At 71.3% G+C, this 13,806-nt stretch carries 9 protein-coding genes; 2 read left to right on the forward strand and 7 right to left on the reverse strand.

What is annotated here, in order from left to right:
• Positions 1 to 49: 49 nt before the first annotated feature.
• The 4 genes from JHW38_RS07715 to pmbA all read right to left on the reverse strand — a co-directional run bounded on the left by JHW38_RS07715 (position 50) and on the right by pmbA (position 5,249).
• Complete coding sequence (locus JHW38_RS07715) at positions 50 to 397, reverse strand: DUF4870 domain-containing protein (protein ID WP_242691253.1); 348 nt, start codon at positions 395 to 397, stop codon at positions 50 to 52.
• 246 nt (positions 398 to 643) lie between these two features.
• Positions 644 to 1,795, reverse strand: coding sequence for a DUF1501 domain-containing protein (locus JHW38_RS07720; protein WP_242691255.1), 1,152 nt, complete (start codon positions 1,793 to 1,795; stop codon positions 644 to 646).
• A 22-nt stretch (positions 1,796 to 1,817) separates the two neighbouring features.
• Positions 1,818 to 3,356, reverse strand: coding sequence for a DUF1800 domain-containing protein (locus tag JHW38_RS07725; RefSeq protein WP_207525391.1), 1,539 nt, complete (start codon positions 3,354 to 3,356; stop codon positions 1,818 to 1,820).
• A gap of 519 nt (positions 3,357 to 3,875) precedes the next feature.
• Positions 3,876 to 5,249 (reverse strand): metalloprotease PmbA, encoded by a 1,374-nt coding sequence (gene pmbA, locus JHW38_RS07730; RefSeq protein ID WP_242691256.1) that lies wholly within the window; start codon positions 5,247 to 5,249, stop codon positions 3,876 to 3,878.
• 71 nt (positions 5,250 to 5,320) lie between these two features.
• Between pmbA and yjgA the strand changes: the two genes are divergently transcribed.
• A complete protein-coding gene (gene yjgA / locus JHW38_RS07735) occupies positions 5,321 to 5,887 on the forward strand; it encodes a ribosome biogenesis factor YjgA (protein WP_207525392.1) in 567 nt (188 codons plus the stop codon).
• Positions 5,888 to 5,911: 24 nt separating this feature from the next.
• Complete coding sequence (locus JHW38_RS07740; protein WP_207525393.1) at positions 5,912 to 6,145, forward strand: DUF615 domain-containing protein; 234 nt, start codon at positions 5,912 to 5,914, stop codon at positions 6,143 to 6,145.
• A 12-nt stretch (positions 6,146 to 6,157) separates the two neighbouring features.
• Here JHW38_RS07740 and tldD read toward each other — a convergent pair whose 3' ends face one another.
• From tldD to rng, 3 genes are all read right to left on the reverse strand, one after another.
• Positions 6,158 to 7,600: a metalloprotease TldD gene (gene tldD / locus JHW38_RS07745; RefSeq protein ID WP_207525394.1), complete on the reverse strand. Its 1,443-nt coding sequence runs from the start codon at positions 7,598 to 7,600 to the stop codon at positions 6,158 to 6,160.
• A 398-nt stretch (positions 7,601 to 7,998) separates the two neighbouring features.
• Positions 7,999 to 12,066 carry a YhdP family protein gene (locus JHW38_RS07750; RefSeq protein ID WP_207525395.1) on the reverse strand — a complete coding sequence of 1,356 codons (4,068 nt, stop codon included), beginning with the start codon at positions 12,064 to 12,066 and terminating at the stop codon, positions 7,999 to 8,001.
• 138 nt (positions 12,067 to 12,204) lie between these two features.
• A complete protein-coding gene (gene rng / locus JHW38_RS07755) occupies positions 12,205 to 13,692 on the reverse strand; it encodes a ribonuclease G (protein WP_207525396.1) in 1,488 nt (495 codons plus the stop codon).
• Positions 13,693 to 13,806: the final 114 nt, after the last annotated feature.

Consider the following 13,806-nt stretch of genomic DNA (forward strand, 5'->3'; position numbering starts at 1 on the left):
GCGGGCCGAAGCCCGCCTTTTCCGCATTGCCGCAGCGCAAGCCGCGCGCTTACTTCACCAGACGTAGGGTGAAGGGATAGCGGTAGGTCTCGCCCTTGTTCGCGGCCAGCGCGGCCATGATGGTCAGCACCAGCCAGGCGATGCCGACGGCGATCATGACCAGCACGCCGATCAGCACCAGGGTCAGGATGCCGCCGATGATCATGCCGATGATCACGGTGATGTTGAAGTTCAGCGCTTCCTTGCCCTGGTCGGCGACGAAGGGCATGGTGTCCTTCTTGATCAGCCAGACCACCAGCGGGCCGAGGATGGTGCCGAAGGGAACGATCAAACCGACCAGCGTGCTCAGGTGAGCCAGCATGCCCCAAGTCTTTTCGTCCTGACTGATATCGTTCATTACGCTTCCCCTACGTGTATTGGATGGAGTGGTGGATGAAGTTTCCCGCGGTCTCGCCCCGGTCCCCTTGGCGGGCATCATAAACCGCTTTCATCACAGATTAACCACGCCGGAGCGCAAGTTTCGCAGCCGCCCGCGCAACGCGAAGCGGCGCCGGGCGCGGCCACGCGCCGGCCCGGCGGGTTTCGGTATCGGAAAAGCGCTGCCCTGTGCCGAAAGCCTGCCGCGCGCGGCGGCAGGCGGCCGTCAGGCCCGGCGCCAGCCCTGCAGCGGCCGCAGCGCGCGGCTGTCGGGAAACACCTGGGTGTCCAGCGCCGCCTCGGCCAGCCCCAGGTGTTCGGCCAGCACGCTCTTGAACACCGCGCGCAGGTCGGTGGTGGCGCGCAGGTCGCGGCCCTCGTTGAGCTGGGACGGCCCGAGCCCGGGCCAGTCGCCGCCGATGCGGCCGCCGCGCACCGCGCCGCCGCACAGCAGGGCCATGCCGCCGGTGCCGTGGTCGGTGCCTTCGGTGCCGTTGAGCGCCGCGGTGCGGCCGAATTCGGTGACCACCGCGACGACCGTGCGCGGCCAGGCCGCGCCGAAGCCGTCGCGCGCGGCGGCCAGGCCTTGGTCGAGTTCGGCCAGCTTGCGCTGCAGCTGCGGCGCCTGGTTGCGGTGGCTGTCCCAGCCGCTGTCCTCGACGAAGCCGATGCGCGGGCCGTCGGCCGCGCCCATGCGCTGCGCCGCCACCCGCATCGCTTCGGGCAGGGCGAACGCGCCCTTGCCGTCGCGTTGCATGCCGGCGCCGCTCGCGGATCGCTCGAAGGTTTCGCTCAAACGCGGATCGGCGGCGTACAGCGGTTGCAGTTGTTGCAGCAGTTGCGGATCGACCGGCCGCGGCAGCGGCGGCCACCAGTTGCTGGCGCGGTCGCTGCCGCGCATCGCCAACGGCATCACCGCCGCCACCGCCAGCGCCTGCTCGCGCGGCATCGCCCGCACGCAGCGGCCGAGCCAGCCGTCGCGCGCGCCGCTCGGCGTGGCGGTGCCGTTCTCCAGGCAGTCCTGGGCGTCGAAATGCGAGCGCTGCCGGTACGGCGGCGCCACCGCCACCAGCGGCAGCAATTGCCCGGCGCGGTACATCGCCGCGGATTGCTGCATCGCCGGATGCAGGCCGAACAAGCCGTCGATGCGGATCGGGTCGGCGACCGCGCCGTCGCGGCGCAGCGCCGCGTAGGCCGGTTCGGCGTACGGCGGCAGCAGGTGCAGGCCGTCGAGGCCGCCGCGCAGCAGCACCAGCAGGAAGCGCGTGTCGGCGCCGCCGGCCGCGGCAGCGACGCGCGGGAACAAGGTCAACAGCGCGCTGGCGCCGAAGCCGGCGAGCAGGCCGCGGCGCTGTTGATCTATGGGGCTGGTCGCCATCGTGGGATCGTCGCGCCGCATCTCACACCCTCCACTGGAACGCGGGGCTGGCGAATAACAGCGAGTAGCCGTCGCTGGCCGAACCGGCGCGGCGCAGGCCGATCGCGAAATCGCCGCTGACCGCGGCATCGCCGAGCACTTCGAGCGCGCGCTGGTACGGAGTGACGCCGTCCGACGCCACCCGCGCAGCGAACATCTGCGCGGCCTGGATGCGCTTGAACAGCCCGTCCGGGCTGCTCCAGTCGGCGGCGGTGTCGGGAAAACCGGCCGGCGAGCGCGGCGTGAACACCGGTTGGCCGAGGCTGGCGAGCAGGCCGACCAGGGCGCGCGCCTGATCGTCGACCGCCAGTTCGCCGGCACGCAGCGCGGAGATCACGAAATCGTTGGGGGTCTTGAACTTGCGCGCGTCGGCCGACCAGGCCTGATCGGACTCGACCAGCGCGCGGTACAGCGCGCGCAGCTCGCCGCCCTCGCGCAGGTAAGCCTGAGCCATGCGTTCCACCAGCGCCGGCGGCGGCTGGTCGGCGACGAAATGGCGCGCCAGCTTGAAGCTCAGATGGCGCGCGGTGGCCGGATGCCGGGCCAGATCGGCCAGCACCGCGCGGCCCTGCTCCTGCCCGCCTTCGGCGTAGCTGCGGCCGAGCACGCGGCGCGCGCCGGGCTCGTGCGCGTTGGCGCGGAACACGAACGCCTGCGCCGCGTCTTCGTCGCGCGGGCCGGGCGTGCTCCAGCCGGTGATCGTGCGCGCCAGTTCGATCACATCGCTTTGCTGGTAGCCGCCGTCGACGCCGAGCGTGTGCAGTTCGAGGATTTCGCGCGCCAGGTTCTCGTTGAGGCCGCGCTTGTCGCGCCCGAGCTTGAGCGCGCGCATCGCCGCGCGCGAGTCGTCGCCGATGGACGCCGCGTTGTCGAGGTAACGCAGCATCGCCGGATGGCTTTCCACCGCCACCAGCATGTCTTCGAAACGGCCGAGCACGTGCGGGCGGATCGCCTCGCGTTCCATCGAGCCGGCGTACAGGCGCGCGTTGCCCTTGTCGATGGAGACGGCGAAGTGGTTCGACCAGAACTGGGTCAGGCGCTCGACGAACGGCGCGTCGGTGTCGGCGGCGTGGCGGTAGCGCGCGGCGAATTCGGCCAGTTGCTGCCGGCGCAGTTCGCGGCGCAGGCCGTCGGCGGGATCGGCGGCGCCGCGCGCGGCCGGGCGGCCCGGGTCCTGCGCGGCGAGGCGGGCGCGGCGGCGCGCGCGGGCGTCGTCGCCGGGGTCGGCGGCGGGCGCAGCGGTCATCGCCGGCTCGGCGCCCATCGCCATCGCGTTGTCGTTCGCCGGCGCGGCCTTGGCTTCGCCGCGTTGCGCGCGCTCGGCGCGGTTGAGCTGCTGCTGGCGGAACTCCAGCCGCATGGTCTCGACGCTGCCGGGCAAGCCGGCGAACGCGTCGAGCGCGGGCGGGCGACGCAATTGCGCGAGCAGCCGCTCGCGCCCGTCGCCTGCGCCGCCCTCCAGTTCGCCCGGGCGCGCGCCCAGCCCGAAACGGTTGGCGGCCGTAGCCTTGCTGGCGCTCATCGGGATTCCCGGCGGTGGACTGACCCTTACCAACGGCCGGGTGCGGCTCGGGTTGACAGGCCGGGGCGCCTGTTCATTCGCGGGAACGATGGCGGCTCGGTTGTGTCGCGTGCCGCAGCCGCGATCGCGCAGCCTCGAGTCGTCATCTCCGCGAAGGAGGGAATCCAGAGACTTCAGAGTCTTGCCTCGATGAAGCCCTGGGTTCCCGCGTTCGCGGGAACGACGATAGGTGGGCTGCACCGCGTCTCCACCAAACCGTCATCCCCGCGAACGCGGGGATCCAGAGACTTCAGAGTCATGCCTCGATGAAACCCCGGGTTCCCGCGCTCGCGGGAACGACGATAGGCGGTTGCGTCGCGCACCCCAGCCGGCATTGCGCAGCTCCGGGCCGTCATCCCCGCGAACGCGGGGATCCAGAGACTTCAGAGTCATGCCTCGATGAAACCCCAGGTTCCCGCGTTCGCGGGAACGACGGCACGAGCCAGTCGCCGCCGCGGCCTCACGCCGCGGCCGAAAATCTCACTCGCCGGCCACCATCATCTTGCCGAGCAGGATCGAACCGGTGCCCACGTGCGAACGCGGGTCGACGTCGGTGCCGACCGCTTCGAAGCTTTCGAACATGCGCCGCAGGTTGCCGGCGATGGTGATGCCGTCGACCGGGTACTGGATTTCGCCGTTCTCGACCCAGAAGCCGCCGGCGCCGCGCGAGTAATCGCCGGTGACCGCGTTGACGCCCTGCCCCATCAGCTCGGTGACCAGCAGGCCGCGCCCCATCTGCCGCAGCAGCGAGTCGAAATCGCCGGCGTTGGCGGCGACTTCCAGGTTGTGCACGCCGCCGGCGTTGCCGGTGCTCTGCAGGCCGAGCTTGCGCGCCGAATAGCTGCCGAGCACGTAACGTTGCAGCACGCCGTTTTCGACCAGCATCGACTCGCGCGTGGCCACGCCTTCGCCGTCGTAGGCGGTGGAGCGCAGGCCGCGCATCTGGAACGGGTTTTCGCGGATCGAGAACCACTCGGGAAACAGCTTCTCGCCGACGCTGTCGAGCAGGAAGCTGGAGCGGCGGTACAGCGCGCCGCCGCTGACCGCGCCGATCAGATGGCCGATCAGCGAGCTGGCGCTTTCGGCGGCGAACAGCACCGGGTATTCGCCGGTCGCGAGCTGGCGCGGCGCCAGCCGCGCGACGGTGCGCTCGGCGGACTTGCGGCCGACCGCGGCCGCGGCTTCCAGGTCCTCGGCGGCCAGCGCCGTGGTGTACCAGCCCTCGCGCTGCATGTCGTCGCCGCGGCCTGCGATCAGCGAACAGCTCAGGCTGTGGTGGGTGCTGCGCTCGCGGCCGAGGAAGCCGTGCGAGTTGGCGTACACCGCCAGGCTGGCGCCGGTGCCGACCGAGGCGCCGCCGGAGTTTTCGATCCGCGCGTCGAATTCGCGCCCGGCCGCTTCGCAGGCCAGGGCCAGCTCGACCGCCTGGTCGGCGTCGATGTACCAGGGATGCCAGGTGTCGAAGTCGCGCTCGCCGCGGGCCATGCGCTCGGCATCGGCCAGACCGGAGAACGGGTCGTCCTCGGTGTAGCCGGCGATCGCGCAGGCCTGGGCGACCGTGGCCTCCAGACTTTCCTCGCGCAAGTCGGCGGTGCTGGCGCTGCCCTTGCGCTTGCCGAAATAGACGGTGACGCCGATGCCGCGGTCGCGGGTCGACTCGACCGTCTCGACCTCGCCCATGCGCACGTTGACGTTGAGCCCGGCGTCTTCCGAACACGACACCTCGGCCTGGGTCGCCCCGCGCGCGCGGCAGGCGTCCAGCATGCGCCGGGACAGCTCGGCCAGCGCGTCCAGGCGCGCCTCGGGGTCGGCGAAGGTGTGGGCGACGGCGGGAGTGAGGGCTTGCGCGTTCAATGGCTTATCCTAGTCAGTGGCGGCGCCGCGGGCGCCGCCGTCGTAATGTTCAGTTTATCGAGGTAAGTGCGATGCGCGGCAGAGACGAAGACACCGGCGAATTTTTCAGCCCCAGCCGCAGCCAGAACCGGCGCGAGGCGCTGGAGGTGCTGGCGCTGGCGGAAAAACTGGTTTCCCTGACCGAGGCCCAGCTGGCCAAGCTGCCGGTGCCCGAGGCGCTGCTGCCGCACATCCGCGAGACCAAGCGCATCACCGCCCACGTCGCCCACAAGCGCCAGCTGGCGTTCCTGGCCAAGCAGATGCGGCGCGAGGACGAGGACGCGCTGGAAACCCTGCGCGACGCGATGGACGAGAACGGCGAAGCGGCGCGGCGCGAAGTCGCGGCGATGCACCGGGTCGAACAATGGCGCGAACGCCTGCTCGACAACGGCGACCAGGCCTTGGCCGAACTGCTCGACGAATACCCGCAGGCCGACCGCCAGCGCCTGCGCCAGCTGGTGCGCAACACGCTCGAGGAGCGCAAGCGCAACAAGCCGCCGCATTCGTTCCGCGAGCTGTACCGCGAGCTGCGGACCGTGGTGTTCGGCGAGAAGACCGCTGACGGCGACGACGAAGAACTCGTAGCCGACGACGAATAAGCGCGCTCGGCCGAACCTCCGGTCATGCCGATCAGCGAACAATTGCTGCGCATCGAACGCTGGCGGACGCGCCTGATCGACGAAGGCTTCGACGCGATCGAAGCCTTCGTCGCTGCGTATCCGCGGGCGGACCGCAAGCTGCTCAAGCGATTTGTGCAGGAAGCCGCATCGATGCATCACCAGCACCAGATGCCGCGCAAGCCGCTGCGCTACATCCGCGCGCTGGACGATGCGGCGGGCGCGCACCCGCCGCAGTAAGCCGCGCCGGCCTCACGCGCTGGTACCGCCCACCGTCAGCCCATCGATCAGCAACGACGGCTGGCCGACGCCGACCGGAACGCTCTGCCCGTCCTTGCCGCACACGCCGACGCCTTCGTCCAGGGCGAGGTCGTGGCCGATCATGCTGACCTTGCGCATCGTCTCCGGGCCGTTGCCGATCAGGGTCGCGCCCTTGACCGGCGCGGTGACCTTGCCGTCTTCGATCAGATACGCCTCGGTCGCCGAGAACACGTACTTGCCGCTGGTGATGTCGACCTGGCCGCCGCCGAAATTGACCGCGTACAGGCCCTTCTTGACCGAGCGGATCATTTCTTCGGGATCGTGCGTGCCGGCGAGCATGTAGGTGTTGGTCATGCGCGGCATCGGCAGGTGCGCGAACGACTCGCGGCGGCCGTTGCCGGTCGGCGCCATGCCCATCAGGCGGGCGTTCAAGGTGTCCTGCATGTAGCCGACCAGCACGCCGTCTTCGATCAGCGTGGTGCAGTTGGTCGGGGTGCCTTCGTCGTCGATGTTGAGCGAGCCGCGGCGGCCTTCCAGGGTGCCGTCGTCGACGATGGTCACGCCCGGGGCGGCGACGCGCTGGCCCATGCGGCCGGCGTAGGTCGAGGTGCCCTTGCGGTTGAAATCGCCTTCCAGGCCGTGGCCGACCGCCTCGTGCAGCAGCACGCCAGGCCAGCCGGCGCCGAGCACCACCGGCATCACCCCGGCCGGCGCGTCGACCGCTTCCAGGTTCACCAGCGCCTGGCGCAGCGCTTCGCGCGCGAACCGCTCGGGCTTGCCGCCGTCGAGCAGGTCGGCGTAGCTGCAACGGCCGCCGCCGCCGGCGTAGCCGCTTTCGCGCTTGCCGTCCTGTTCGACGATGACCTGCACGTTCAAGCGCACCAGCGGGCGCACGTCGGCGGCGAGCACGCCGTCGCTGCGCGCGACCAGCACGGTGTCGAGCGTGCCGCTGAGGCTGGCCACGACCCGGCGCACGCGCGGATCGGCCGCGCGCAGCAGTTGGTCGATCTTGCGCAGCGCCTCGACCTTGGCCTCGTTGGACAGCGAATCGATCGGATCGTCGCTGGGGTACAGCGAACGGCCGCCGCCGCGCACCAGCGCGCGCGGCGCCTGCGCGCCGCCGTCGCGGGCGATCGCGCGCGCCGACTTGGCCGCGCCGAGCAAAGCCTCGCCGTTGATTTCGTCGGAATAGGCGAAGCCGGTCTTCTCGCCGCTGATCGCGCGCACGCCGACGCCCTGCTCGATCGAATGGCCGCCGTCCTTGACGATGCCGTCCTCGACCGTCCAGCTCTCGCGGCGCGAATGCTGGAAGTACAGGTCGCCGAAATCGATGCCCGGCCCGAGCAGGGTGCCGAAGCTGCGCTCCAGGCCGCTGGCGTCTAGCCCGGCGGGCAGGAGGAGGCGGGATTCGGCGATCTGGATCGGCAGGGTCATGAGCGAACCGTGGCAGCGGGGAAAGGGCATCTTAGGCCGGCGCGGCGCGGCTGTGACGGCGCCGCGAGCGGGATTGGGACGGATAACGAGATAGTGGCGGCCGCAGCTCGGATCAATGGGCCGCGGCGGTCCGGATCGGTCGGTTCGCGCGGGGGCGGCGCGCGAACGCCTCTGGGCCGCCCGTGCGGGAACGCTCGTCCGCGTGGCTGCCTGCCCGTGCGGCCGGCTCGCCCGTGAGGTTGTCCCGTGCGGCCCACTCGCCCGCGCGGGACCGGAAGCCGCAGAAACGCGTTCAGCCGCTCGCTACGGCCCGGTCCGAACTGCTGTGGGAGAGCCTTCAGGCCCGACGCCGTTCGCCCAGGTCGCCGCAGAAAACACCCCCACGACGCAACAACGCCCTACCCCGCAGGCGGCGCCGGCTTTGCCTCCGCCCGCGTCTGCTCGCGCGTCACCACCTCGACCTTCGGCTCCTTCCACGGCCCGGTCACCCGGTACGTGCGCGAGGTCAGGCTGCCCAGCGGCTTCTGCAGCACCGCATTGGCGGCCGCGCCGATCGCCGCGCCGACCGGCCCGGCGGCGAGCGCGCCGACCGCGGTCAGCACGTTGGCGGCCTTGGGCCGCACTTCGATGGTCTGGTCGTAACTCTGCGCGCGCAGGTCGGCGGCGCCGCGGATGGCGATGCTCGCGGCCGGACCGTCGATGGCGAGGTCGTCGCTGCGCGCGCTGCCGTTGCCGAAGCGCACGCTGCCGCCGATGCGGTCGAAGGCGAAGCCCTTGGAGAACAGGTCGCGGAAATCCAGGGTCAGCCGGCGCGGCAGTTGGGCCACGCTGAGCAGGCCGAGCATGCGCCCGGCGCCGGGCTCGATCTCGATCAGGCGGCCGTCGCGCACGTCCAGGTTCAACGTGCCCTCGAGCGAGCCCAACGCCATGCCGGCCGGCGCGCCCGGCCAGCCCGCGTCGAGCCGCGCCTTGCCCTTGCCGCCGCCGATCTGGCCGCCGAAACCGAAGCCGGCCATCAGCGCGCCGACGTCGCCGCTGTCCACGGTCGCGCTCAAATGGGTGCGCGCGGCCGCGCCGCGGCCGGTCCAGTCGCCGCTGAGGTCGATGAATTGCTTGTCGCCGCGGGTGCTGATCTGGTCGATGCGCATGCCCGCCGGCGTCGGCCGGGTGCGCACGGTGGCGCTGCCGAGCGCGGCGCTGCCGAAGCGCAGGTCGGCGATGTCGAGGGTCAGCGCCGGAATCTTGGCCGGATCCATCGACGCATCGCCCGGCTTGGCCGCGGCCGGCGCGGCGCTGGCGGCCGCGGCGTGGGCGCCGTTGTTGCCGTTGTTGCCGCCCGCCGCGGCGGCGCCCGCGTCGGACGTGCTCCAGTGCACGCGCGCGAGCTTGCCGGCGATGGCGCCGCCGTCGTTGCCGGGAATCATCACCGCGCCTTCCAGCGCCGCGCCTTCGGCGCGCACCGCGGTCGCGCCGCGCGCGGCCGGCACCACCACCAGGCGGGTGTTCGGGAACACGCCGCCGAGCAGTTGCAGGCGCTGCGCGGTCACGTCGACGCGCTGCAACGGCAGATCGTCTTCGGAACCGTCGCCGTGGGCGAGCGCGATCCAGTCGATCGCTTCGAGCGTGTCGACCCGGCCGCTGACCGCCAGGCCGTTGGCCGGCGGCAGGTCGTCGACGCGGTTGCTGCCGAACACCACGCGCACGCCGGTCTTGCCGTTGCTGTTGCGCGCGCGCAGCGCCAGGGTGTTGCCCAGGGCCACGCGCACGTCGCCGCTGCCGAGCGGCAACGGGGTTTCGATGCTCGCCGCCAGCGGCGCGGCCGCGGCCTTGTTCAACGGCGGCGGCAGGGTCAGTGCGGTGCCGACCAGATTCGATTGCAGGCGCAGCATGGTCGTGGCCGCCACCGCGGGCTTGCCGGCCTGCGCCGGCGCGCTCTTGGGAATCGCGATGCCGACCGTCCACAGCGAGCGCCCGTCCAGATAGTCCTTGAGCCAGGCCAGATTGTCCGGCCCGCGCGCGATCAACTCGTCGGCGCCGGACATCGCATCCAGCCCGGCCTCGAACGCATTGCCCTTGTCGCGCACGTAGTCCTCGCCGGCGCGCAGCGACAGCTTGCCCGGCGCGCCCTCGTGCAGCACCGCCAGATCTTCGGCGCGGAATCCGCTGCGGCCGAACTCGGCGCGGCCGCGCACTTGTTCGAACGCGACCTTCCAGCGCGGGTCGGCGAGCTTGGCGTCGCTGAGTTCGACCCCGCCGTTGAGCGTGGTGCGCCCGCCCTCGCGCAGCGCCAGCTGCATGTCGAAGGCGACCGCGGCCGGGCCGCTGGCGCGCAGGTTGTCGAGGGTGTCGGCGTGTTCCTTGTGCAGCGGGCTCTGCCGCAGCAGGTTCAACAACTGCCCGGCCTCGGACGAGGTGTCGGCTTTCACGTACAGCACGCCGTCGTGATAGCGCTCGATCCCAGCCTGCACCTTGCGCACGCCGACGCCGGCGATCCTGCCGCCGCCGTCGACGCTGAAACCGTCGCCGACGAAGGCGATGTCGGCGTCGAGCGAATCCACCGCCGGCCAGTCCGGCTGGAACTTCACGGTCGCGCCACGCAGCTTGCCGCCGGCGTGGAACAGGCCGTTGTTGCGGTTGAACGGCCAATCGTCGAGATCGCCGGACACCACCGCATGCCCGTCGACGAGGGTGCCGCCGACCAATGCGGTGTCGAGCCAGTTCACCAAGCGCTCGGACATCTCGCTGCGGACCCAGAAGCCCTTGGCGGTCGGCAGCTTGATCGGATCCAGATCGGCGGCGATGTCGATCCACGGCCGCGAACCGTCGCCCTGCCACCACAGGCCGCCGCGCGCGCTGAGGCTGACGTCGCCGTCGATGCGCAGCGCGGTGGTGCCGACGCGCCAGCCGGCGCCTTCGCGCCAACCGCCTACGCGGCCTTGCAGCTTGAAGGTATGCGCGACGCCGAAACCCGACGGCCAGTCGAAGCGCATCGGCGACCGGTCGTCGAGATCGAACACGAAGCCGTCGCCGTCGGCCTGGAAACGCCCGGCCAGGCCTTGCAGCCCCGGCGAATGGCCGACCGGGTCGAAGCCGAGCGCATCGACCCGGGCGCTGGCGAACATCGGCCCGTCGCGATGGCCGTTGACCGCGATGTCGCTCAGGGACAGCCGCGGCTTGGCGGTTTCGAACCAGTGGCGCAAGCGTTCGGGCAAGGCATCGCTGAGCGCGGCGACCGCGATCAGCGGACCGGCGTCGATGCGCTCGGCGCGCAGCGCGTAGCGCTCGCCGCCGGCCACGGCCAGGCCGTCGAGGGTCTGCACGTTCTTGCCGCTGCCGATGCGCAGCTTGGACGCGTCCAGGCGCCAGCCGTTGTCTGTGAGGCGGTAATGGGCCAGGGTTTCGACGTGTTCGAATTCGATCCGCGCCGGCGGCGGGGTCTTGGCGGAAACCACCGGTGCCGCAGGCGCTTGAGCGCCGACGCCTTGCGCTGCGTTCGCGCCGGGCTGAGCGGAAGGTCCTGTCACCGCCGCAGCCACGGGCGCCGCGGCCGCGGCGATCGCGGTCGGCACCGAGGTCGACGCCGCGGTCGCCGGCGCCGACGCCGGCGCGGTGCGCTCGGCGCGCAGCCCGACCCGGTCCAGCGCCGCCGCGACCATCACCCCGGCGATGCGGTGCCCGCGCAGATCGGCCCAGGCCTCGGCCCGGCCCTGCCCCGATTCGACCCGGATGCCGGCGACTTTCAGCAGCGACGACCACCCCGACAGATCCGCGCGCACCGCGCCGGCGTAAGCGCGGCCGTCGCCGCGCTTGCGGTCGAAATCCAGCACCACGTCGAGCGGCGCCGACGGCGCGCCGGCGACGCCGACGCTCGGCCAGGCGCGCGCGCCGGCGCGCACGCGCGGGCCGTCGACGCGCAGGCGCAGGTCGATCTTCGGCAGGCGCGCGTCCAGGCCCAGGCTCGGCGCGATCACCGCCAGCTTGCCGTCGATCACCTGCAATTCGCCGAGCCCTTCCAGCGCCGACAGCGGATCGCCCTGCGGCGTCTGTTCCTGTCCGGGCAGCCCGCGCACCTTCCACACGCCGTCGTCGGCGCGCTCCAGGGTCAAGTCCAGGCCGCGCAGGCGCAGTTCCGAAAACGCCTGTCCCGGCAGCACGCCGGCATACAGCGACACCAGCATCTCGGCATCGCCGATGTTGAACGCCTGCGCGCCTTCGCCGATGCGCAGCCCGTCCAGGCGCAGCAGCGGGCCGCGCCGGGTCCACTGGGTTTCGACCCGGTCGAACGCGACCGGCCGGCCGGCGCGCTGGCTCAGCCACGCCGCGACCTTGTCCGGATGGCGCTCGGCCAGCGGCAGCAACTGGCTGGCCACCGCCAGCAACGACGCCACCAGCACCAGCACGACCGCCGCGCCGTAGAACGCGGCACGGCGGGCGAGGCGCAGGCGGCGGCGCAGCGGAGTGGGCATCAGCGGTCCGCCGGGATTCGGGATTCGCGATTCGCGATTCGGAAAGTCAAAAGCGCGCTGGCCCTGGCACCCGCGAAGCCTCGGTCGCCCGCGAACCCGCTTGCGCGAATCCCGAATCCCGGATCCCGAATCCCGGCCTCAAAGCAAAACGACATCGAACTGCTCCTGCGCATACTGATCGTCGGCCTGAAACCGGATCGACTTGCTCAAAAATTCTTCCAGTTCCGCCACCGCCGCCGATTCCTCGTCGGTGATCCGCGCCACCACCTTCGGCGAGGCGATCACCAGCAGCCGCGCCGCGTCGAACTGGCGCACCTGGCGGACGATGTCGCGGAAAATCTCGTAGGTGACCGTCTCCGGCGTCTTCAGCGTGCCGCGTCCGCCGCACTCGTGGCAGGCTTCGCTGAGCTGGCGCTCCAGGCTCTCGGTGGTGCGCTTGCGGGTCATCTCCACCAGCCCCAGCGGCGAGAACTCGTACACCGTGGTCTTGGCGTGGTCGCGGGTCAGCGCCTTCTCCAACTGCCGCAGCACCTGGCGCTTGTGCTCCGGGTCGGTCATGTCGATGAAGTCGATGATGATGATCCCGCCGAGGTTGCGCAGACGCAATTGCCGGGCGACCGACTGGGCCGCTTCCAGGTTCGTGCGGTAAACGGTTTCCTCGAGGTTGCGTTGACCGAGGAAGGAACCGGTGTTGACGTCGATCGTCGTCATCGCCTCGGTCTGGTCGATCACCAGGTAACCGCCGGACTTCAGCGGCACCTCTTTGTCCAGCGCGCGCTGGATCTCGTCCTCGACCCCGTACAGGTCGAAGATCGGCCGCGCGCCGGTGTAGTGCTCGATCTTTTCCGCCAGCCCGGGCATGTAGGCCGCGGCGAAGCTGCGCAGGCGCTCGCAGGTCTCGCGCGAGTCGACCTTGACCTTCTCCACGTCGCGCCGGATCAGGTCGCGCACCGCGCGCAGCGGCAGGCTCAGGTCTTCGTACACGCGCTCGCCGACCTTGCTGCTGCGCGACTTCTCCGCGATCAGCGCCCAGGCCCGGCTCAGATAGGCGATGTCCTCGGCCAGCGCTTCCTCCGGCTGGCCCTCGGCATTGGTGCGCACGATGTAGCCGTGCTGCTCGGTCGACGGCGCCTGCGCGCTCACCAGCGCCTTCAGCCGCGCCCGCTCGCCCTCGTCCTCGATCCGCGCCGACACCCCGACCACGCGCGTGCGCGGCAGCAGCACCAGGTAACGCGAAGGGATCGACAATTGCGTGGTCAGGCGCGCGCCCTTGCTGCCGATCGGGTCCTTGACCACCTGCACCACGATTTCCTGGCCTTCGCGCAGCAGCTCGGCGATCGGCCGGGTCGGCGCCGGCGGCAGCGGCGCTTCCTCGCCCTCGCCTTCGCCGCTCTGGTGCGGGCGGACGATGTCGGCCGCGTGCAGGAACGCCGCGCGCTCCAGCCCGATCTCGACGAACGCCGCCTGCATCCCCGGCATCACCCGCTGCACCTTGCCCTTGTAGATGTTGCCGACCACGCCGCGGCGCCAGCCGCGCTCGATGTGCAGCTCTTGCAGCATGCCGTTTTCGACCACGGCGACGCGGGTTTCGCGCGGGGTGACGTTGACCAGGATCTCTTCAGTCATGAGCGGGCGCGGGTCCGTTGGCGCGATGAAGCGGGAATGAGGGGGCGGGTGAAGGGTAAAGCGCGCGGGATCGGAGCGAGGTCGGGACAGCGGTGGCGGGTGGCTATGGATCGC

This window comes from Lysobacter enzymogenes (assembly GCF_017355525.1).
Taxonomy (GTDB): domain Bacteria; phylum Pseudomonadota; class Gammaproteobacteria; order Xanthomonadales; family Xanthomonadaceae; genus Lysobacter; species Lysobacter enzymogenes_C.